This window comes from Limnoraphis robusta CS-951, assembly GCF_000972705.2.
Map to the genome: position 1 here is coordinate 1 of NZ_LATL02000233.1, position 21,356 is coordinate 21,356.

The 21,356-nt window shown below is 42.2% G+C and carries 15 protein-coding genes; 7 read left to right on the top strand and 8 right to left on the bottom strand.

Annotated features, from left to right (window positions below):
• Positions 1–236: 236 nt before the first annotated feature.
• Positions 237–1,991: a GTPase gene (locus WN50_RS19800; RefSeq protein ID WP_046277861.1), complete on the bottom strand. Its 1,755-nt coding sequence runs from the start codon at positions 1,989–1,991 to the stop codon at positions 237–239.
• Between the two features lie 12 nt (positions 1,992–2,003).
• Positions 2,004–4,529, bottom strand: coding sequence for a GTPase (locus WN50_RS19805; protein ID WP_046277862.1), 2,526 nt, complete (start codon positions 4,527–4,529; stop codon positions 2,004–2,006).
• A 462-nt stretch (positions 4,530–4,991) separates the two neighbouring features.
• On the opposite strand from WN50_RS19805, the gene WN50_RS19810 reads away from it, so the two are divergent.
• Both WN50_RS19810 and WN50_RS19815 read left to right on the top strand, forming a co-directional pair.
• Positions 4,992–7,460: a zinc metalloprotease HtpX gene (locus tag WN50_RS19810; protein ID WP_046277863.1), complete on the top strand. Its 2,469-nt coding sequence runs from the start codon at positions 4,992–4,994 to the stop codon at positions 7,458–7,460.
• Between the two features lie 730 nt (positions 7,461–8,190).
• Positions 8,191–8,664, top strand: a complete 474-nt coding sequence (locus WN50_RS19815) for an RNA recognition motif domain-containing protein (RefSeq protein WP_046277864.1) — start codon at positions 8,191–8,193, stop codon at positions 8,662–8,664.
• 94 nt (positions 8,665–8,758) lie between these two features.
• Here WN50_RS19815 and crtB read toward each other — a convergent pair whose 3' ends face one another.
• The 3 genes from crtB to WN50_RS34755 all read right to left on the bottom strand — a co-directional run bounded on the left by crtB (position 8,759) and on the right by WN50_RS34755 (position 11,509).
• Positions 8,759–9,688 (bottom strand): 15-cis-phytoene synthase CrtB, encoded by a 930-nt coding sequence (gene crtB, locus WN50_RS19820; RefSeq protein WP_046277865.1) that lies wholly within the window; start codon positions 9,686–9,688, stop codon positions 8,759–8,761.
• A 44-nt stretch (positions 9,689–9,732) separates the two neighbouring features.
• The gene (gene pds, locus WN50_RS19825) at positions 9,733–11,187 is read right to left on the bottom strand and encodes a 15-cis-phytoene desaturase (RefSeq protein WP_046277866.1); all 1,455 of its coding nucleotides are present in this window, start codon (positions 11,185–11,187) and stop codon (positions 9,733–9,735) included.
• 151 nt (positions 11,188–11,338) lie between these two features.
• Positions 11,339–11,509 (bottom strand): hypothetical protein, encoded by a 171-nt coding sequence (locus WN50_RS34755; protein WP_160315411.1) that lies wholly within the window; start codon positions 11,507–11,509, stop codon positions 11,339–11,341.
• Between WN50_RS34755 and dnaK the strand changes: the two genes are divergently transcribed.
• The 4 genes from dnaK to WN50_RS19845 all read left to right on the top strand — a co-directional run bounded on the left by dnaK (position 11,490) and on the right by WN50_RS19845 (position 15,330).
• Positions 11,490–13,490 (top strand): molecular chaperone DnaK, encoded by a 2,001-nt coding sequence (dnaK, locus tag WN50_RS19830; RefSeq protein WP_046277867.1) that lies wholly within the window; start codon positions 11,490–11,492, stop codon positions 13,488–13,490. The two genes, WN50_RS34755 and dnaK, sit on opposite strands and share 20 nt — an antisense overlap.
• Positions 13,491–13,557: 67 nt before the next feature.
• Positions 13,558–14,559, top strand: coding sequence for a DnaJ C-terminal domain-containing protein (locus WN50_RS19835; protein ID WP_046277868.1), 1,002 nt, complete (start codon positions 13,558–13,560; stop codon positions 14,557–14,559).
• A 94-nt stretch (positions 14,560–14,653) separates the two neighbouring features.
• The gene (locus WN50_RS19840) at positions 14,654–14,983 is read left to right on the top strand and encodes a DUF433 domain-containing protein (RefSeq protein ID WP_046277869.1); all 330 of its coding nucleotides are present in this window, start codon (positions 14,654–14,656) and stop codon (positions 14,981–14,983) included.
• Complete coding sequence (locus WN50_RS19845; RefSeq protein WP_046277870.1) at positions 14,980–15,330, top strand: DUF5615 family PIN-like protein; 351 nt, start codon at positions 14,980–14,982, stop codon at positions 15,328–15,330. Before WN50_RS19840 ends, WN50_RS19845 begins: the two co-directional genes overlap by 4 nt.
• Before the next feature lie 181 nt (positions 15,331–15,511).
• Here the strand turns inward: WN50_RS19845 and WN50_RS19850 are convergent, their stop codons facing one another.
• The 3 genes from WN50_RS19850 to WN50_RS19860 form a co-directional block, all read right to left on the bottom strand.
• Positions 15,512–16,249 carry a Uma2 family endonuclease gene (locus WN50_RS19850; protein ID WP_082172500.1) on the bottom strand — a complete coding sequence of 246 codons (738 nt, stop codon included), beginning with the start codon at positions 16,247–16,249 and terminating at the stop codon, positions 15,512–15,514.
• 61 nt (positions 16,250–16,310) lie between these two features.
• Entirely contained in the window at positions 16,311–16,565 is a 255-nt protein-coding gene (locus WN50_RS19855) for a hypothetical protein (protein WP_046277871.1), read from the bottom strand.
• 153 nt (positions 16,566–16,718) lie between these two features.
• The gene (locus WN50_RS19860) at positions 16,719–20,438 is read right to left on the bottom strand and encodes a WD40 domain-containing protein (protein WP_053221555.1); all 3,720 of its coding nucleotides are present in this window, start codon (positions 20,436–20,438) and stop codon (positions 16,719–16,721) included.
• A 325-nt stretch (positions 20,439–20,763) separates the two neighbouring features.
• Here WN50_RS19860 and WN50_RS19865 point away from each other — a divergent pair, with 325 nt between their 5' ends.
• Positions 20,764–21,225, top strand: coding sequence for a hypothetical protein (locus WN50_RS19865; protein WP_049560427.1), 462 nt, complete (start codon positions 20,764–20,766; stop codon positions 21,223–21,225).
• Positions 21,226–21,356: the final 131 nt, after the last annotated feature.

Below are 21,356 nucleotides of genomic sequence, written 5' to 3' on the forward strand. Positions count from 1 at the left end.
AGATTTATGTTTCTAACAAATAACCAATATAAACCCGCCCCACTCCGACAAATAACCAATATCAACCCGCCCTGACAATTAACCCAAACAAACGGGGCGGGTTAATTAATATTGTTTCTGGGATGAACAAATCAATTTGAACCCGCCCCTACTCAAATTTGTTAATCTAGTTCTAGCGATTTTTTGCTCCGGTAATTTTCAAGTTGAATGGGGTTGAGAAATGAATGATTTCGGTTTTAAGCCACTGGTTTTTCTGTAGCTTTTGTGATGTATTTGAGAATTAACTCAAACTTCTCCCGAATATCCATCAGTTCTTTCATCCAAGTATTAGAAGCGGCGATAGATTCTTCTTCACTGCGACGAGCAACTGAGATTTGTTTCTCAATTTCTCCATAAACCTGTTGTTCAAATTCACTAAGCTGTATACTGATTTGAGCCTCTAAATCTTTACCAATTTTCTGAAATTCGCTCGTAATTTCTTGACGGCATTCTGCCATTTTCTGTTCTTGTTCACTTTCTTTGAGCGCCTGCATTACATCCAATCCTACGGAAACAATAGCCATTACTGGCCCTAAAAACTTAGCCGCATTACCAAGATTTTTGGCAATACCGACAGCCTGCCAAGGTTTAAACTTAAATCCGACAAATTTACCCACTCCAAGAACTGTTTGATGTAGTCCACTTCCTACAACATCCATAGAGCGTAAAAATCCTTGTTGACCTGCTGTACCCAAAAAGCCACGAGTCGCTGAACTTGTGATATTTACTCCGGCTTTGGTTCCAATATCACCAAGGAAATTGATTTGACTTTTGATGGCTTCTACATTCATACCAGGCTTTACATTTTGAGCTGATACGTTTTGGTTTTTATCTAAACAAGTAACAAAGGCTTTAACTAAATCACTTTCAAAAACCTGTTCAACTTCCTGGCGTATATCTTCAGCCGCAGCATTAATTACAGATTGCAGGTCTGTTTCGGCTTTTTCGTAGTGTTTCTGAACGTTTATTTCAGCCTGTTTATTCAAAATTTCTATGTCTTCGCTTCCGACTGCTGAAGCCAGAACATAACCTTCTTTAGAAATTTCAGAAGACATTTTCAAGCCAATATTTTGAACTTTAGTTCGGATGCGACTCCGTTCTTTTCGGACAACACGAGACAAACGATTTAAAATTTCGAGGAATGCGGAATCATTCGTAGAGTTGCGGGTAAAAATTAGCTGTGCTTCTTCCAAACAACTGAGTGCAATTCGGACGGGAGTATCAAATTTTGCTAATGCCGCACGTTTGTTAACAAACTCATTCAGGGAATCAATAAACGTCTGAAAACGGCTAATTTCCATCAGAAAATCATCCTTTTCATCGACACCCTCACAGTAGTCTTTTGCATCGATAAAGCAAACCGGAAATTCATCCAGGCTGTAAGGTTTCAATGCTTCTGCTAGACTGTGGCGGTAGTTGGCAATTTTTTGTTCTTCTTCTCCCGCTTCATCAGACATTTTATTGATGACGAGCATCATTTTCCAGCGATAACCTTTTTCATAGGCTAACTTTTTGAAGTTCTCAACGGTAACGGAGTCGAACAGCATATAGGTGAGACAAAATACCAATAAATCGGCTTTTTTAATCGCGTCGTAGGTAATTTCATCGTGATCTTGGCGTTCTGTAAACAGTCCCGGCGTGTCAAGAACTTGAATACCATTCCAGTTGTAGGTGCTGGTTTTATCGGTGGCGATATCCGCATCAATTTTGATGTCTCGTTTTCCGGTCAGTGCAGAGATAATTGTTGATTTTCCCGCACTATATTGTCCGACAAAAGCAACGCCAATTGCTCCTTGTTCCCGATATGTTTTTAATTCCTCACGCAGTTTTTTCCGAATTTCTGTGAGTTCGGGTTTATTTTCCTGTTCTAGTAGCTTATCAAAACTAACGAGATTTTTTTTGAATGCAGAACCAATTTTGGCGGCGAGGAAATCCTGATTATTCTCAGTCATGGCTTGTTTCTCCTATTTAACAGATTTGTGAGATTGAATTGAAATGTCTTCTTGAAGAACCTTTTTCAGTTCATCCATTGATTTTTTGATGGTGAGTTCAGAGCGAGTGATAATCGTCATTTTGTGTCCGAACTTCCGTTGAACCTTAGCAACTGTTTTTCTGGCTCCTTCTTCAGTTAAAGGTTCGTATTTTTCTTGACTCCAATCCAGAATTCGCTTGGCATAAGCACGATTAAGATACTTGGTACAGTCCGAGAGTTTTTTCTGGGCTTCCTCCAGTTTGAGAGAAAAACTTTCTAATCCCAAAGCGAGTTCCTTGAAATAGGATTCGATATTCATAATTACAAAAGCACAGGAATTTGAAAATTCACTTCGGGCTTTTTCCAGCGTTTCCTGTTTTTGGGTATTCAGTTGCTCATACAAATCCTTTGAAATGTTGTCAACCGCGCCGCGACGTTTCTGATCTTTTGACTTGAATAAACCAGTAAGATTCCCGATAATTCCAGCAACAATTACTAAAGGCATTGCAAAAGGTGATGAAAACAATAGAAGAACTGTACTGGCTACCCCTAAAATAATTCCTCCAATTCGCAGGATATGTTGAGTATCCCCAGAATCTTGCTGTGTAAACTTAAAGTTACCACCGCCTAGTTCAGCAACTAACTGTAATTCATGGCCGATTTCTTCTAAGACCTCTTGAACTTCACGCTGAAACTGTTCACCCGCTTCCTGAAAAGCAGACTTTAAACGCTGTTCAAAATTGAGAGATTTTAGTGTTTTCTCCCAACCGAGTTTCAATCCCAACTCGTTTGAATTCCAATGTTCCTCAGCAAACGATGGAACAGCATTAATCGCCTCTTGAAATATCGTTTCGATTTCTGTTTGTAAGTTGCTGCGGCTATCTTTGAATGCAGTCTCAATTTTCTTTCGGATTTCCTCCCGTTTGCTTTGAATTGTTTCTGCTAACTGTCCATAAATTTGAGCTTGTCCTGCAACCCAGTTATAGGGTGTATTAATGGCGCCGACTGTCGAACCGAGTAGAGTTTGCGATCGCCGAATAGTTCCGTATTGAATCAAAGACTCACGAATAGAATCTAAGAAATCTTGCATTCGACTGGCTTTGAACAATTCCTCTTTGCGATTTTCATGTTCGGGTTCGCGGGAAAGTTGAGCCGCCAAAAGCATCACCGGAACAATGGGAAAGTAATCGTTTGCATAATGCTCTTTTGCATAGCGGCGAATGCGTTCAATATGTCCGCCCAAACCGCTTTGACCTTCCATTTCAAAGGCTTTATCGGGATCTTTAAGAAAATGTTCTAATCGACGCGAATCGCGCAAATTTTTCTTAACGTTCAATAGAACAATGAGCGGTTTTGCTTTCTTTTTCAGCAGATGTAAAAACTCAAATTCTGTTGCTTGAATGCTGTCGTTTGTCACCACATAACAGATAACGTCCGACTCCTCAATCACACTTTCTGCAATTTCTTCGTCACTTTTTCCGCCGGGAGCGCCAATCCCAGGCGTGTCAATAATCCGAATATTTTTCCACTCATAAACTCGGTTGTAACGAGTCGTTCGCTGTTTTCCAACTCCTATCGCCTCCCATCCATCGTTAGTAACAATGGCGTGAAGTGTGCTTTTTCCCGCTTTCGTTCTGCCCATAAAGGCAATGCTAAAGTGATTGATAGCGCGTTCTTTTGAACGGAGGGATTCCTGCACATCCTCAATTTCTTTTATAATTTCAGCCGAGAGCGATTTTTCAGTTAATTCGAGTTGTTTTGCAACTTCTTTAGCCGTGTTTGCCTGACCTTTACTGTTGGTTTTTGACTGAATTTCATAAATCGATTTTTGCAGATTTTTTCCCAAATAGTAAAGTATCGACAAAGCACTTCTCAGAGCAAATTGTGAAAATTGGTAATCTTCCTTAGCAACAACGGCACACTCACGAATCGCTTCATCATATTCTGGCCCCGATAACAAAATTTCTCGCCGCAGTTGCTCAACTTTTTCTTCTGCTCCCGTTAAATTAGCTAATTTATTAACCAAAGCCCGGGATAAAATCGAATCGGCTTTCTGAAGTAAACGCGCACTAACAGAAAGTTTTTGTTGATTGGACTCATCAAGAAATCCCGTATCAGAAAAGGCTCCGGCTTCTTCAATTTTTTTCTGTATTTCTCCTTTCGGCCAGTTCCAAATCTGTGCAATTCGTTCGGCCATCTTCCGTTCTAACACCGAACAAAACCCGTCAACATAAGCAATCGCTAAAATTTGACACATTGCCTCATCTTTTTGACTGCTGGGTACTCGCCTCGCAATTTCTTCCACAGATAATTGATCATCATCTTGGGCGAGAATCTTTTCCATTTCCGCAAGAGTGCTTTGTCCGGCTTCAATTTGAGTCGCCAGTTCATGGAGTGCTTTTGATTCTTCGCTGTGAATTTGTTGGTCAGCACAAACCATGTGTGTGACTAATAAAAAGGGATAATTTATCGTGTTAGAATGGTTGTTAGTTTCAGTCTTTTTGAGTGTCGTTTGCATCTTGCTTAACCCTGTATTAAAGTAACCAATACGTTGAAGTCGGAGTCAGCAAGATAGCCACTATCAGCAATACCTGTTAATGAAATATCTGCTAAAGTTGCCTGAGTTGCCCTATCAGTGTTGAGACGGCAACTTGCTTTACTCAAGCCCATAGTGTTTTCTCCTAGAGGTAGAGAGTATTAAACTTTTGAAATCTCTACATCTAGCATAGATTTAAAATCTCAGATTTAACAGCGTGGAATTACTGATATTTGATCAAATTTTGAAGCGCTTAAATTGGGTTGCGTCTCCGTGAAAATACGGAGTTTTTCTGAGAAATGCGATCAACTGTATTTTTCTTGTATTCTCAACGGATTGTTATCACTGTACAATCTTTTCAGAATTAATATCATTTAAGATACAATTCTCGAAAGTCATCCCGACTAGGCTATCCTAAAAAGAAGTGCAAGTGAAAGAACCGCCATGTCATCTACTCCTCGTCCTCCGGCGTCGGGTTCACAACAGTCCCCAAAAGAAACCCCCTCTCTGGAAATGGGGTTAGCGGCGCTGAAACAAAAACAGTATCAAAAAGCGATAACTCATCTCGAAGCGATCGCACAGTCTCAGTCTAACCGATCAGCCGGAATTCGGGCAGAAATGGCGTTAGTTGTCGCCTATGAACGAACTCGCAACGTCAAAAAAGCGATCGCCCTCTGTCAAAGTTTAGCGCAACATCCTAAACCGAAAGTAAAAACTTGGGCGGAAAAGACTTTACAAGAGTTAAATCAGCGTTATTCTGTAGAAACTCAACCTCAACAAGACCCCGGTTTTGTTCCCTTTGAACCTTCCTCGCAACCCCCAAATATTCAACCCCCAAAAGATGCAGGTTTTGTTCCCTTTGAACCTCCTAAAAAACAGTCTTCTGTTGACGAACAACTGAATAATTACCGTTCAAAATCAGCCCAAAAACAATCCCATATTTTTAAAGAAATTAATAGTAATAAATCTGATTTTTTAGAAAAAAATGTCATTAATAAAATGGCTACTGACACTTCTTTAAAAAAAGAAAATAATATTCAATCTCAAGAAACCTTAGATAAATTTTCAACAAAATTTGAACAATTAACTTGGCGACAAGCAGAACGAGCAACCGAATGGCGGCGTTTAAAATCGTTGAATCTAACGCGATTTTATCTCGAACAAGCTCTAACCGTTTTAGCGTTTCTTTGGTTCACGCCTCGTTTGATAGAGTTTTTAATGGATACCACGAATAATGTATTACTGTGGTTGCCACTTCTTCAACCTCTACAACTATTTTATCAGAATCCGACTGAATCTGTTTATATCAGTTTAGCGGTATTATTTATGTTGTCGCCTTGGCTATTAGATAGCTTGCTAAAATTTGCCTATCGGATGAAACCTTTACCGATGACAGCGTTATTTAACTACAGTCAAGAAGCGAACCGCATCTTAAGAAATTATTGTCAGCAACGCAATTGGAAAGTCCCCGCGTTGAGAGTATTACCGACAAATGCACCGATAGCCATCACCTATGGTTGGTTGCCCAGATTTGCTAGAATTGTTGTTAGTCAGGGATTACTTGATCAACTCTCGGAAGATGAAATTGCAGTCATTTATGCTAGAGAAATTGCTTCAGTCGGTCAGTGGGATTTTCTAGTGATGTCTTTTGCCGCTATTATTACTCAAATCCCCTATCAGCTTTATTGGCAATCTGCACAATGGGTTGAACAGTCTGGAGACTTGATCAACAGATTACCCGAAAAAGTCCCCAATTTTGTTCGGTCTATTCTATCGTTGATTATCCCAATCCTCAACGGAATTTTCACAATTATTTCACCTTTCAGTTATGGGTTGTATCGAATTTTGCGATTGCCCACATTGTGGCTGTCTCGCCGACGAGTTTACTACAGCGATCGCACCGCTTGCAACCTGACGGGAAATCCAAACGGACTAACTCGCGCGATTGTCAAAATAGCGATAGGAATGGCTAAGGAAATTCAGCAGCAAGGTACAAGCAGCTTACTAGAGGGGTTTGATCTGTTGATGCCTGTCAGTTCCTCTCAAGCGCTAACATTCGGTAGTGTAGCGGCTGATTATGGTAAGATCGAATCTCTGCTCACATGGGATTTAGCAAACCCCTATCGTCAATGGTTGGAAATCAATAACACACATCCGGTAATTGGCGATCGCTTGTTGATATTATCTCAGTATGCAAGTTTTTGGAATTTGAACACCGAGTTGGATTTATCAGCGAAAAATTCTGCATCTACATCGGATCGGTCTTTGCAACACCGTCGATTGCTTCTACAAGGTGCGCCTTACTTTGGGCTTCCGGCGGGTTTGATGCTAGGAAGTCTCATCTGGTTATTGGGCGGCTTTTTGTCTGCTGTGGGCGTTTGGCAATTAGAATGGTTGTTTGGGGATTTTTGGATTTTGGCAGGTTGCATTCCCCTGGCTTGCAGTTTAGGAATTTTCCTTCGCATCAATTCTTTCTTTGCTGAGATTAAACCCTCAACGCCACTACAAAACCCGAGTTTGGTGAGTCTGTTGACAGATGCTAATGCACTACCGATAGATAGTCAACCTCTGTATTTAGAAGGAAAACTTCAGGGGCGAGAAGGTTTGAGCAATTTGATGGGACAGGATTTAATTTTAAAGACGGCTACAGGTTTGATCAAGCTGCATTATATTCCGGAATTGACTCCTCTGGCAATTTTTGGCAAATCAAGCCATCCGGTTGAATTAATCGGTGAGTCGATTAATCTTAGAGGATGGTGGCGACGAGGTGCAACACCTTGGATAGATGTCGAAACTTTACAAACTCAAGATCATCAAGTGACTTTGACAGGAGGACATCCAATTTGGTCTACAATCTTAGCTTGTGTCCTGGCTTTTTGGGGGGCTTATATGATTTCTCAAGGAGGATTCTAAGTTTTTGTAAGTTTTAAGAAGGTTGGATTTGCATTTTGCTCAACTCAGTGTTACATTTGTTTACAAAGCTTTAATAATGGATGAACCTTTCGGGTAACTCGGAGGAAAACTTAAATCAATCGGAAAAAGATTGCCAAAGACATTCAGATTGTAGTCAGAAAAAATTTTGAAGCAATTGCTAGAATTCTGCCCACAGATATGATATGTTAGAGAGTGGCTTTAAATTATCCGGTTATGGATAGTAGAGAGCAGAGTTTTATAAAAGTTGCTGTTTTTTACCGAACGGGTATTAAAGCAGGCGACTTTTTCTCCAAATGTTCTATTTTGTACCCTTGGGTGTACTAAACTTGAGTAGGCGTTACATCGACAGGAAGCTGAAATCCATTGATATTAGTTTTAGAGTCTGGGTTAAAGATGTTTTAATCGACACTCAAGGGAATTGAAAGCGTATACGGCAGTAAGTTGTTAAGAAATGACCGGAAGTTTACAAAACAGCCTAAAAAATTATAGGTCTCTGCATCAGCGAATACAGGTGGAGAAGAAGTTTCAAAATCACCCGTTCGGTTGGTATAGACCTATAAACTGTTGTAAAGTTTTTTTCTACGCGAGGCAAAAAAGCTCTCAAGTTGGAGAGTATTTTTCGATAACAGATGTTTATTATTCAAAGGATAGCAGTCAATGTGCTGTTATCTAGTTCACTCATTTTAGTTGATATTCGGAGGTTTTAGTCATGCCCGTTCGTCTTTATGTTGGAAATCTTCCCAAAGAACTTGAACGCAAGGAATTACAAGACGTTTTTGCTGAAGAAGGAGATAGCGTCTCTGCTAAAGTGATTACGGATCGTAAGACCGGAAAATGTCGAGGTTTTGGTTTTGTCACCGTACAAACCGATGAAATCGCCGATCAAATTGTTGAAAAATACAATGGCTTCATGTTCAAGGAAAATCCCCTGAAAATAGAAAAAGCATTGCCCCGTAAAAAAGGCAAAAATGAAAAAGGAGAGGGTTCACCCGAAGAGGAAGTTCGCCCAGTAGCCACTAAAACGGCAAGCAGTAAGAAGAAAAAATCAGGTCGAGGCAATTCTTCATCAAGTCCTTCGGGAAGTTCATCAAGTTCTAGCTCGGACTCGGTTCAACCCGATCCTCGTTGGGCGAACCAGTTAGAGAAGCTCAAAGAAATGCTAGCTCAAACCACAAATACCTAGCCCTCAGACTAGATTTTCAGCTAAACAAAACCCGCCCGAATCAACTTCAGGCGGGTTATTTAATTCAATAGAGCCTTATTAAAGACGTTCAAGATTACAACACAATGGACCTCAAAAACGCAACAGGTAAACAGAACAATTTACGCCGAGTCGGAACATAAGCCCGTCGGGTAAAAACATCATACCGATTGCGCTCAATTTCATCGAGAATCTTGCTGTAGAGAAGTAATGCAGACCAAACCGGCCAGCGAATATCAGGACTCAAAGCGCGAATCCCTCGTTCAGCCAGAGTATAGAACTTACGCGCTCGCTGAATTTGAAAACGCATCAGTTCTCGCCAGCGATCATCGACAACTCCCTTCAATAAATCCTCTTGCGTGTAGTTGAACAGGGCTAACTCTTCTAGGGGAAGATAAATACGACCTCGGCGAGCATCCTCACCGACATCTCGGAGAATGTTCGTCAATTGATTAGCAATTCCAAGGGCGATCGCTTCTTCTGTCGGGATATCAAAGCCAAGTTCATGATCCCAGGGTGCCTGATAGTCCGGTTGGGCAACGCCCATCACGGCCATAGACATTAACCCAACTGTACCCGCCACCCGATAGCAGTACAGTTTCAATTCTTCAAACGTTTCATATCGACTGCGGTAAAGATCCATCCGTTGACCCGCAATCATATCTCGAAACGGCTGAATATCCAGAGGATACTGGCTGAGAGTATCCACTAGAGCCACGTCTTCATCGTCAATGGGATGACCTGCGAAAAGAGATTCGAGGTGTTTTTCCCAATGATCCAAAGTTTCAGCCGTTGTCGAACTCGCCATCGGCCCATCGACCAGTTCATCGGTACGGCGACACCAGACATAAATTGCCCAGATCGCCCGACGCTTGGCTTCTGGCATGAGCTGAGTTCCCATATAGAAAGTTTTGGAATACTCCGCAGTAATCTGACGACAGAGTTCGTAGGAGTCTTCCAAGGAAGCCAGAGTTCTCATCCGGAGGGACTTAGACAGTTGTAGCATTCGTCGTTTTTCTGCTCTGTCGCTATCAGCCGTAAATCGGTTGGTTATTGTGTAACAGGGGTGCGGGTTGGGGAATTGACAGAGGCTGAATTACCGTTAAGGGCAGAATCAACCCGAGCAGCCTGGGCTTGCTTGTCAATTGAGGCTGAATGCTGACTAATAGCTTGCGCTGTTAGTTTACCAGAAAGTACAGCACCTTCCATACTACCCAGGTATCGTTGCATCGTATAATCCCCAGTTAGAAAGAAATTGGGAATCGGTGTAACTTGGGAAGGACGACAAGCTTGAGCGCCCGGAACAGCTTTGTAAACCGAACGTGGGGTCTTGACCACATGAGACTTCAACAACTGCGCCTGATGGGGAATTTGTTCTGGAAATAATTTTTCCAATTCTGCCATCGTTGCTGCCACAATCTCCTCATCAGACTTCGCGATCCAATCTTTGGCTGGGGCTAAAACTAACTCTAACATCGAACGATCCGGATCGGAATAAGCCTGACAAGTATTACTCATGTCGGCGTACACACTCAGAAGCGGCGATCTCGAAAACAACAGATGATCAATATCCGTCAGCTTGCGATCAAACCACAGATGCACGTTGATCACCGGAACCCCCTCTAAACCGTCTAGCTTTTGAAAATAATCCAATTTTTGCCAAGCTTCCGGTAACATCAACTTCAGGGGATCAACAGGCATCGCCGAAACATAAGCATCAGCCGTTAACACCTCCTCTGACCCACCGACTTGAAAGCCACTGATGCTGTGATCGGCATTGAGTAAAAACTTTCTAATGGGTGAATTCAGTCGGACTTCACCACCTCGCTCCGTGATATAATCTACAATCGGCTGACAGAGGCGCTCTGTCGGCGAACCATCCAAAAACGCCATCTTGGAGCCATTTTTCTCTTGTAAGAAGCGGTTGAGTGCTGTTAGGATAATCGTTGCTGAAATCTCATCCGGGTCAATAAAGTTCAGAGCTTTTGACATGGCGATAAACACTTCCTTCTCAACCCGAGGCGGAACATTTTGCCGTTTGAGCCAGTCTGAAAAGGAGTATTGATCCATCTCCTCAACATACTTTTGCCCCTGAACCATCGCCGGAATTAACCCCAAGCCAAACCGGATCTTTTCCGGCCAAGTGAGCATATCATTATTACGCAGGATCGCGATCACTCCATTAATCGGAGCAGGTAGGTCAGGAAAATCAAACCGAGAATAGGTACCAGGCTTCTCAGGCTGGTTAAAAATCATCGTGTGTTCTTTCCATTGCAGCCGATCCTCGATGCCCAGTTCTTTGAAAAGCTGCAACATATTGGGATAAGCACCGAAAAAAATGTGCAGACCCGTTTCGTACCAGTCCCCGTCTTCGTCTTTCCATGCAGCCACCTTGCCCCCTAATACATCTCGCCGTTCCAGAACAATGGGCGTATGACCCAAATCTGCGAGATATTTGGCACAAGATAAACCTGCTAAACCTGCTCCGGCGATCGCAACTCGCATTGATAACCTTTAGTCTGTGTGCTTATATTTCGTTCTCATTATACTTTACATCTTGTTACATTCAAGTCCAAGATTTGTTAAAGAAGGATGGGGAGTCAGGAGTCAGGAGTCAGGAGTCAGGAGTCAGGAGTCAGGAGTCAGGAGTCAGGAGTCAGGAGTCAGGAGTCAGGAGTTGGGAAAAACTGGTATCGGAGTGACTGGTATCGGAGTGACTGTAAATTGCCTCTTGCCTTACTTGACGCGATAAAATAGATAATCGGACAACTAAGGCAAATCGAAGCACAAAAGGAGAAAACCAACGCATGGGAAGAGTAGTCGGCATTGACCTGGGGACAACCAACTCTGTGGTCGCTGTCATGGAGGGCGGTAAGCCTGTTGTGATTGCCAATTCTGAAGGAATGCGGACAACCCCCTCCGTCGTTGGTTTTACCCGAGAAGGGGAACGCATTGTCGGACAAATGGCCAGACGTCAAGCCATTTTAGATCCCCAAAATACCTTTTTTGGGGTGAAGCGGTTAATCGGCAATAAATACGCTGACCTCACCCCCGCCTCAAAGCGGGTTCCCTACACCATTCGCCGGGATGAGGTCAGTAACGTTAGAATCAATTGTCCTCGACTGAAAAAAGACTTCGCCCCAGAAGAAATCTCAGCAATGGTTTTGCGAAAACTGACTGAAGAAGCCAGCCGTTTTCTGGGGGAAGAGGTAACTGGGGCGGTGATTACCGTTCCCGCCTATTTTAACGACTCCCAACGCCAAGCCACCCGTGACGCCGGACGGATCGCCGGACTGGATGTAAAACGCATTCTCAACGAACCCACCGCCGCCTCTCTGGCCTACGGACTGGAAAAACGCGAATATGAAACCATCCTCGTCTTCGACTTAGGCGGAGGGACTTTTGATGTTTCCATTCTCGAAGTTGGGGATGGCGTGTTTGAAGTCAAAGCCACCAGTGGCGATACTCAACTCGGTGGAAATGATTTTGACCAAAAAATTGTCGATTGGTTGGCCGATAAATTTCTAGAACAAGAAGGCGTCGATCTCCGACGCAACCGCCAAGCCTTACAACGCTTGACTGAAGCCGCCGAAAAAGCCAAAATCGAACTGTCTGGCATCGGTGTCACAGAGATTAACTTACCGTTTATTACAGCAACCGAAGAAGGGCCGAAACACCTGGAATATCGACTCACCCGAGGTGAATTTGAAGGATTATGTGCGGACTTAGTTCAACGCTTGCGTCGTCCGATCAAACAGGCTTTGATGGATGCTAATCTTAATCCAGATCGGATTGATGAAGTGATATTAGTCGGCGGATCAACCCGAATGCCGATGGTTCAACAAGTGGTTTATAGCTTAATTGATCGCGAACCCAATCAAGGCGTTAACCCAGATGAAGTGGTTGCAGTGGGGGCAGCCATTCAAGCCGGAATTTTAGCTGGAGAAGTGCGAGATATCTTACTCTTGGATGTAACACCTCTATCTCTAGGCTTAGAAACCATTGGCGGTGTGATGAAAAAACTCATCCCTCGCAATACCACTATCCCGGTGCGACGATCTGATATTTTCTCAACCTCAGAAAACAACCAAACCTTAGTCGAAATTCACGTCTTACAAGGTGAACGGGAGTTAGGCAGCGATAATAAATCCTTGGGTAAATTTAAACTCACGGGAATTCCGCCCGCCCCTAGAGGTGTTCCGCAAGTTCAGGTTTCTTTTGATATTGATGCCAACGGGATCTTACTCGTGACAGCCTTAGACAAAACCACTGGACGGGAACAAAGCGTCACCATTCAAGGGGCATCCACTCTCAGCCAAGAAGAAGTGAACCGCATGATCCAAGAAGCCGAACAATTTGCGGATCAAGATCGCTTACAGCGTGAACGAGTCGAAAAACGCAACCGCGCCCAAGCTTTAACCTACCAAGCGGAACGACAACTGCGAGAAGTCGCCTTAGACTACGGGATGCAATTTGCCCAACGTCAGCGAGGACGCATTGAAACCCTAATTCGGGCTTTGCGTGATAGCCTGGAACGAGATGATGATCGCGGAATTGATCAAATTGGGGCGGATCTGCAAGATGCTCTTTATGAACTCAGTCGAGAAGTGTCTGCTTTTGCGTCTGAGGACGAAGATGATTTGTTTGGATCGATCAAACGGACGTTTTCAGCTAGCGATCGCCGTCGAGAAGAACGATATGTCAACCGCGACTATCCCCCTCAATCCGAACGTTTGGACGAAGGTCGAACCCCTAAACGCTATTATCAAAGTGATGACTGGGATGAACAAGATGATGATTGGCTATAAAGTGTTTTCAGAAGCATAAATTCGGTCGATACTTTCAATTTAAAACGTAAAAATCGTCAACCCAATCATGCAAAACTTCCGGAATTATTATCAAATTCTAGGCGTTCCCAAAGACGCAACTTTAGAAGAAATTAAAAGAGTCTATCGCCGACTAGCCAGACAATATCACCCCGATCTCAATCCCGGTGATAAAGAGGCTGAGGAAAAATTTAAAGACATTGGAGAAGCCTATCATATTCTGTCTGACCCCGAAAAACGATCGCAATACGATGAATATAGTCAATTTTGGAAGCAAAAAGGCTTTCAAGGTCGCAAGAGTTCGCCTTTTTCGGGCTTGAAAACTTGGGCCAGTAAATCAACCAATGGTCGGACTCAAACTGAAGAAGTTGATTTTGGAGACTATGCCGATTTTAATACGTTTGTCGATCAATTGTTAGGGCGACGGCGAGAAGTCCGAACAGTGACGGCTGACGCGCCTCGGGTGGAGTCTTCTGATCCCTATCGTTCCCCTCGCACAAAAGCGGTTTATACAGCAGGTTCTCGGGAAGCCAAACGAGATATTGAAGCGCGACTGACTTTACCCTTAGAAAAGGCTTATACAGGCGGAACTGAACGCATTCGCTTAGAAGATGGCCGCAGTTTAGAAGTTAATATGCCTTCTGCAATGATCACAGGTCAACGCATTCGTTTAAGAAATCAAGGCATTGGAGGCGGAGATTTATATCTGAAAATCAATATTTTACCTCATCCGTTTTTTCAAGTGGAACGTTCAGATATTATTTGTGAAGTTCCCATTACGCCCTGTGAAGCGGTGTTAGGAAGTGAAATAGAAGTTCCGACTTTAGATGGTTTTGTAAAACTTAAAATTCCGCCCGGTGTAACGTCGGGGAAACGCTTACGTTTAGCCAATAAAGGTTATCCAACCGGAACCGGAAACCGGGGTGATCAATTAGTCGAATTAAAAATAGTCGTTCCTAAAGATCCCAGTCCTCAAGAACGAGAATTGTATGAAAAATTGCGTCAAATAGAAGCCTTTAAACCCCGCAAAGATTTACCTGTTGATCTTTAAAACGTTGTGGCGCCCAGAGCGCATTCCTAACAGTCTAATTTAGAGCGTTTAGAGTGAGCTTATGATTAAAAGTAAGTAAAACTAAAACAAAACGATGTCAATTGTTTCAGCTAAATCTTATGTGGAATATCGGAATGATGCTTACTGGATTGCAGAAACCCGGATTTCCCTAGACTCGGTTGTTTATGCTTTCCGAAACGGATTATCACCTGAAAGCATTGTTCAGTCTTTTCCGTTACTGACATTGGAACAAGTTTATGGGGCGATCGCATTCTATCTGGCGAATCGTGTTGAGATAGATTCTTACCTAGAAGCCGAGGAAGTCGCTTTTGATGCTATGCCTCAACCCCTACAAATGACCGATCCTGTCCTGTACAATAAGTTAATAGCAGCTAAGTCAGCCAGACAAAAAAGGCAATCATGAGTATTCGTTACCAAGCTGATGCTGACTTAAATCAGGCAATTGTAACGGGGATTTGGCGACGAGAGCCTGCAATTGATTTCCAAACTGCCTTTGCTGCTGGATTGGAAGGTGTTAAAGATGCAGAAGTATTGGCAATTGCAGCACAACAGGGGCGTATTCTCGTCAGCCACGATCGCAAAACCATGCCATCAGAATTTGCTGAATTTATGAGCAAAAATCTGAGTTCGGGAGTAATCATCGTTTCTAGGAAGTTATCAATAGAACTCGTTATCGATGAACTGTTACTGATTTGGGCAGTATCTAGTGCAGAAGAGTGGGTTAATCGTATTGCCAAGCTGCCTCTCTAACAATATAAATGATCGCAAGCACCATCATCTATAGGAACAGGAAGGTTATTGGGTAATTCTGTTAATTTTTCCATACGGTTTTGTCTATTTTTTTATCATTAAACTCTACAAAACTCCAAGTGTAAAAGTGTGTGCCATAGGTTCCTACAAACTTCCGCTCAACCCGGTTTCTCTTCAATCCTTAATCATCTGGGTTAATTCCTCTTTCTCGCAACAGTTGGGCAAGTTTTTCAGCCCGTTGACGTTCATTTTCAGCCCGTTCATCTCCCGTGCGTAAAATTTCGCCTTCGCGATCGCACCACCGCAACCAAATGTGTTGTTGTCCTTCAAAAGCTCCGTCCCAAAGGGTTAATCCCAATTGAATTAACTCTAAAAAGTGATTCTCAAACTCCACATATTGTCCGCCTTGGAGTTGATAAATTCGCAGTTTTTCATTCTCCCTTAAAATTTGTTGCAAGGGGTCAAAAATAACATAATAAGCGACTCCCGCATGAGCATAATCTTTCAGCTTGCTACCGAGTTCTTTACCGACTTTATTCGAGACCATTTCAACTGCAAGTTCAGGCGGTTTTCCCTGTTGCCAAACAAAATAAGAACGATTTTGTTTTTGACTCCAATCTTGAGGCATTTCTACCTCTAAACTAAGAAGAACATCGGGAACAAGCGGAGGTTTATTCAAGCCATAAAATAACCCGATATTTGCAGTCGCCAGAAAAGGAATTCCCGGAGAAAAAGAACTATAAATACTGCTGACTAACAATCGTTGTTGCTTTTCCGAAAAGATATTATCCATCGGAGTATCATCTTCTGTAATGATATGACTCAGATCGGGAGCTTGTACTTCGTCTTGCCAGTTCGGGAATTCCTCAATATTATCAGTAGATTGTTGTTGAGAGGGAGAAGTTGTTGGGTTAGCCATTTTCAAATAATTCCTGTAAAATTTACCTCCCCCCTCTCAATTATAAAATTCTACAAAATAATCAACTCGAGCCTCTGTCTCCTTTACCCGGACTGTCAGGTTGAATATTTTCATCTGACGTTTTGCCTCTGTCTACTTTACCCTGATTTTCAAGGGGTTCAGGTGTTGGTTTGGTTTTGCCTCTGTCTACTTTACCCGGATTTTCAAGGGGTTCAGGTGTTGGTTTGGTTGGGCCTCTGTCACGTCCGGGGTCGCGAGTTTGAGAAGTTTCTTCTATATTTTGATCTTCTGAAACCGACTTTTTTTCTTCGTTCATATTAAAATAGCACCCCTATAAAGCACAAACTTTTAGTATTGTACTATGAATACTGTTAAGCATAAACCCGATTGATAACAAACTTCAGATTTCCATTGAAAAACCAGATTGTTCGGTAGGAGATAAGTAGTATTTCCTAAGTATTTTAAACTATCACTCTTCCACTGCTCCTAACGCTTTTAATGCTACTTTTTGAGCGGAAGTTAAACCGATTGCCCCCGTCATTTTCATTCCTTCATAGGGACGTGCTAAAATCATTGTACCTAAACATTTCCCGGTTTTCATTTCCCACAATTTAATCGTTTGATCATCACCGCCACTGACAAAGGTTTTTCCATCAGGACAACAAGCCACAGACCAAACGGTTTGACGATGTTCGTGACAGGTATAAACACAGTTTCCCGTTTGCAAATTCCACACTTTCACCGTATGATCATCGCTGCTACTAACAATTTGACTGCCATCATTATTAAACGCGACTGACCGCACTCGCTGGCGATGTCCTGTTAAAGTCAGCACACATTTTCCCGTTTCAACTTCCCATAATTTAACAGTGCGATCGCCTCCTGCACTCGCCAATATTTTACCACAAGGACTAAACGCCACGCATAACACCCAGTCGGTATGTTCGGACAAGGTTTGTAAACAAATTCCCCTTTCTACATCCCAAATTTTTAGGGTTTGATCATCACTTCCACTCGCCAATATTTTACCACAAAAACTAAACGCTACCGACTTTACCCGATGCCAATGTCCGGCTAAAGTTTGCAAACATTCTCCGGTTTCAATATCCCAAATTTTTATTGTTTTATCGCGGCTTCCCGTCGCCAACAAACCCTGACAACTAAAACTCACCGAATGCACCCAACTCTCGTGACCCCAAAGGGTTTTTAGACATTCTCCCGTTGTCACATCCCAGAGTTTAACGGTACTATCATCGCTGGCGGTTGCTAATAGGTTTCCGTTGGGATGAAAGGCGGCTGAGGAGACAATATTGGTATGACCTATTAAGGTTTTTTCGCAGGTTTTGGTGTTAATATTCCACAGTCTGACTAAACGATCTTCACTACAACTGACTAATATTTTACCATCAGGACTAAAGATAACAAACGACACCCAATTACTATAAGCATCTAAGGTTTTTAAACATTGACCTGAAGCAAAGTGCCAAAATTTAACACTTTGATCTTGACTGACACTGACTAAGGTTTGATTATCTAGACTAAACCCCACCCACCAGACTAAATGACGATGTTCTTGTAAGGTTTTGACACATTCACCTGTGCAAACATTCCAGATTTTTATCGTATTATCATTGCTTCCGGTTGCCAGTTTTTCACCATCTGGACTAAACGCCACCGCCCAAACTCGTTCTTCATATCCGACTAAATTTTTCGTGCATTTTCCGGTTTCTATCTCCCAAAATTTTACCGTATTTCCATCACTGGCTGTTACTAAGAGTTCACCGTCTGGACTGAGTGCCATTGAAGACATCCAATTCACTTGTGTTTCTAAAATATTAACACAGTTTCCCGTCGCTATTTCCCAAAATCTGACGGTTTCATCTTCGCTACTACTGATAATGATACCCCGTTTTAAATTAAAAGTAATCGCTAAAATTCGTCGGTAGTGTCCTTGTAAAACCTGTAGACATTCTCCGGTTTCTACATCCCAAACTCGAACCGTTTTATCATTACTTCCACTAGCGATCAGTTTGCCATCTTCGCTAAATGCTAGACACTGCACCCGACTATTATGACCTCGTAATGTCTTTAAACATTGACCTGTTTTGACATCCCAAAGTCTCACGGTTTGGTCATTGCTTCCACTGGCGAGAATATTGCCATCAGGACTAAAACTAACGGCCATTACCCAAGCTTTATGTCCGGGTAAAATAGATAAAGGTCGTCCTTCATTTATTTGCCAAAAAACGATATCTTCATCAATTCCTGTGGCTAATAATTCACCATTGGGACTGAGGGCAATTGATAATACACCGCCCACAGTTTGGGTGAATACACATTGATTGAGATCGGCGTGATCAAAGTTAACTTGATGTAAATTAACCCCTTGTAAATAGGCTTGCCAAACGGTTAAATTGGAAAAGTCTAAATCGTTAATGGGTAATTTTAATTCTATCAGAAGATTAAGCAAATTTCCGGCTGCATATCCTCGTTTTTGCGGGAAACGCGATCGCAATTTATCTAAAAGTTGGGTTAAGCATTGATAGACGGCTTCGGGATGTGAAAATAGGGTTAATAATTTTTCGCTGAGAGGTTTGAGAATCAGGCGAATTTGAGCGGTTCTTAAATAGTCTTTGGTGGTGGCTTCTATTAAAGCATGGGTGTCAAAAAGATTTATTTCTCCGGTGGTGATTTCTTCAAATACTTGCTCGATCAGTTGTGCGGTGATATACTCCATCACAACAGGTTGCTGAGTAAATTGGGCGGATTGTTTTTCAATCAGCGATCGCTGTTGCAAAGATTCTAGGGCTTCTAATAAGTCTCGTTGAGATATAGCGGTTAATAAGCCTTGTTTGAGTTGAGATAAAGACATCCATTCCTGATGAATGGCTAACCAATACATCACCTGTTGTTCGAGAGAGGATAACCGAGCAAACTGTTGATCCAGTAAGTCAGCAATATCCCCAAAAATAACCGTTCCTTCGGCTAAAAACTGGGCAACATCTCCCTCAAACAGTTCGGCGATTGTGGTCGATACAATTTTTAAGGCGAGAGGATTTCCCGAGTATGATTCTATTAAAATATTAGCATCTTCTGCGGCAATTTCAAAGCCTTTTTCTCGAAAAATATCTTGACCCGCCTCTGATTTTAAGCCTTCGAGTTGTAAAGAACGAATGGGTTGATTATTGCCTTCTCGATAGCCAATTCCTCGGGGTTTTTCTCGACTGGTTAACAGCAAACAACTTTGATGTTGTGTTTCTCCAATACTTCTAAACAGTTGTCCGTAGCGTTCATATCCTTCTCGATAACTTCCCGCTCGTTTCTTGCTGTCGAGAATCGATTCAACGTTATCTAAAATGATTAAAAATCGTGAATTTTGGAGACATTGGATTAAGGTAGAAATTTGCTCATCAACCGTTTTTGGAACTGGGGTTAATTGTTCGTTTGATAGGAATTGAATTAACTCCGTTAGCAATTTTTCTAGAGGCGGTGCATTGCGGAGACTTCGCCAAATTAATCCCGAAAATTCCCCTTGAATTTGTTGGGCGAGTTTCACGGAAAGAGCGGTTTTTCCCATTCCTCCCATTCCCAACACTGTGACTAACTGACAGCGTTGTTCAAGAATCCAATTTTTCAGGGTAGAAAGTTCAGTTTCCCGATCATAAAATTCGGCACAATTTGGGGCTTCTCCCCAATCTTGACGGGAAATTTTATTGATGGTAATATTATGATTCGGTAAGATTTCAGGAGATTGTGTTGAGGAGATTTCCCCCGTTGACTGCTTAGATTTGGGTGAACGGCGTTGTTCCCATTGTTGCTCAAATTCTGCTAAATTTGCCGCAGTATCCCGTCGATGATGCCACAATTTTAAAGTAAAATGCCAGCTATCCGATCCTTGAGTCGAAGAGCGATTATCTTCTAATATTTCGATAAAATCTTGGAGACTTTTTAGGCTTTCTTTGAGTTGGGTACCATTTAACTTTTCTCCGGTTCCTATTTCGGCTGTCAAGGCTTCAAGATATCTTACCTTTGTACGGACAACTAATTGTTTCTCTGTTTGCCAGTTTACCTGAATCTGTGACTCATAGCGATCGCATTTTTCTAACTCCCCATTAGCGTAGGTGATCAAGACTTCCAAAAGGCGTTTTGTCCGTTTTTTGGACTGGGGGCCATAGTTAGGTCTTGGCATAGATACATCCCTAAATTATTTAATTTGTTGTTTCAAAAATACACGCATCAACCCTATTTTTCAAGGGAATTTCCAGATTTCAACTCAATTGAGTGCAAACCGCAGTGTAAAATATGGCGATACGCACTCAAATTTATAGTAAATTGTAGGATGAGCTTATGCAGTACCTCTGGCTACCCTCTCCTACGAGGAAAGGGAAAAGGAAGTTTTAAATAGCCATAAGTTTACAGTAGGGGTGGGTTCCCATAGATTTAGCCAATAAACAATTTCAATAAACCCGCCCCATCCCACTGATTTAAAATCCACAATAATGAGGTAAATTAACGTGTCAAATATTGATCAATTAATCGATAATTTGCAACAGTTTGACGAAGACGAACTCAAGATAAAATTGGGGACGTATATACAAGAATTGGGAGACAATTTGAATGAACGGGGTGCCATTGATGATTTAGAAGAAGTCAGTCGGGGAGGGGTTCCGAGAGGGCCGATGGCGGATAAAGCGTTGGCAATGGGTGAACGTTTATTAACAAAATTGAATGCAGAATCCTATGATTTGTTGTGTGGAAATCCCTTCGGAGATCAGGGGGAAATGTTGCAAACCATTGAAACGGCAATGAAGGAAAACACAACAAAAGCTGCAAGTTTGATTACGCCTATTTTAGTGGCAAATTTTGGGTTAGCACCCGCAGTGGCGGCAATTGTTTCAACGTTAATTGTTCAAAAAATTGCCAAGTCTGTCGGAGAAACCATTTGTTCAAGTTGGGAAAAAGTGATAGAAAAATGATTTATATTAGCCCCCAAACCCCCAATTATGGCAGGGCCGTTTCAAAGTCGATAAACATTTGCTTAGAACCTCTCCCCCAACCCCTCTCCTATAAGGCGAGGGGAGTATTTTTTTTGATTAATAAGTATATC

Bases quoted from the DNA above. Each gene is read 5' to 3' on its own strand.
- WN50_RS19800 (WP_046277861.1), bottom strand. From the start codon at position 1,991: ATGACTGAGAATAATCAGGATTTCCTCGCCGCCAAAATTGGTTCTGCA.
- WN50_RS19805 (WP_046277862.1), bottom strand. From the start codon at position 4,529: ATGCAAACGACACTCAAAAAGACTGAAACTAACAACCATTCTAACACG.
- WN50_RS19810 (WP_046277863.1), top strand. From the start codon at position 4,992: ATGTCATCTACTCCTCGTCCTCCGGCGTCGGGTTCACAACAGTCCCCA.
- WN50_RS19815 (WP_046277864.1), top strand. From the start codon at position 8,191: ATGCCCGTTCGTCTTTATGTTGGAAATCTTCCCAAAGAACTTGAACGC.
- crtB (WP_046277865.1), bottom strand. From the start codon at position 9,688: ATGCTACAACTGTCTAAGTCCCTCCGGATGAGAACTCTGGCTTCCTTG.
- pds (WP_046277866.1), bottom strand. From the start codon at position 11,187: ATGCGAGTTGCGATCGCCGGAGCAGGTTTAGCAGGTTTATCTTGTGCC.
- dnaK (WP_046277867.1), top strand. From the start codon at position 11,490: ATGGGAAGAGTAGTCGGCATTGACCTGGGGACAACCAACTCTGTGGTC.
- WN50_RS34755 (WP_160315411.1), bottom strand. From the start codon at position 11,509: ATGCCGACTACTCTTCCCATGCGTTGGTTTTCTCCTTTTGTGCTTCGA.
- WN50_RS19835 (WP_046277868.1), top strand. From the start codon at position 13,558: ATGCAAAACTTCCGGAATTATTATCAAATTCTAGGCGTTCCCAAAGAC.
- WN50_RS19840 (WP_046277869.1), top strand. From the start codon at position 14,654: ATGTCAATTGTTTCAGCTAAATCTTATGTGGAATATCGGAATGATGCT.
- WN50_RS19845 (WP_046277870.1), top strand. From the start codon at position 14,980: ATGAGTATTCGTTACCAAGCTGATGCTGACTTAAATCAGGCAATTGTA.
- WN50_RS19850 (WP_082172500.1), bottom strand. From the start codon at position 16,249: ATGGCTAACCCAACAACTTCTCCCTCTCAACAACAATCTACTGATAAT.
- WN50_RS19855 (WP_046277871.1), bottom strand. From the start codon at position 16,565: ATGAACGAAGAAAAAAAGTCGGTTTCAGAAGATCAAAATATAGAAGAA.
- WN50_RS19860 (WP_053221555.1), bottom strand. From the start codon at position 20,438: ATGCCAAGACCTAACTATGGCCCCCAGTCCAAAAAACGGACAAAACGC.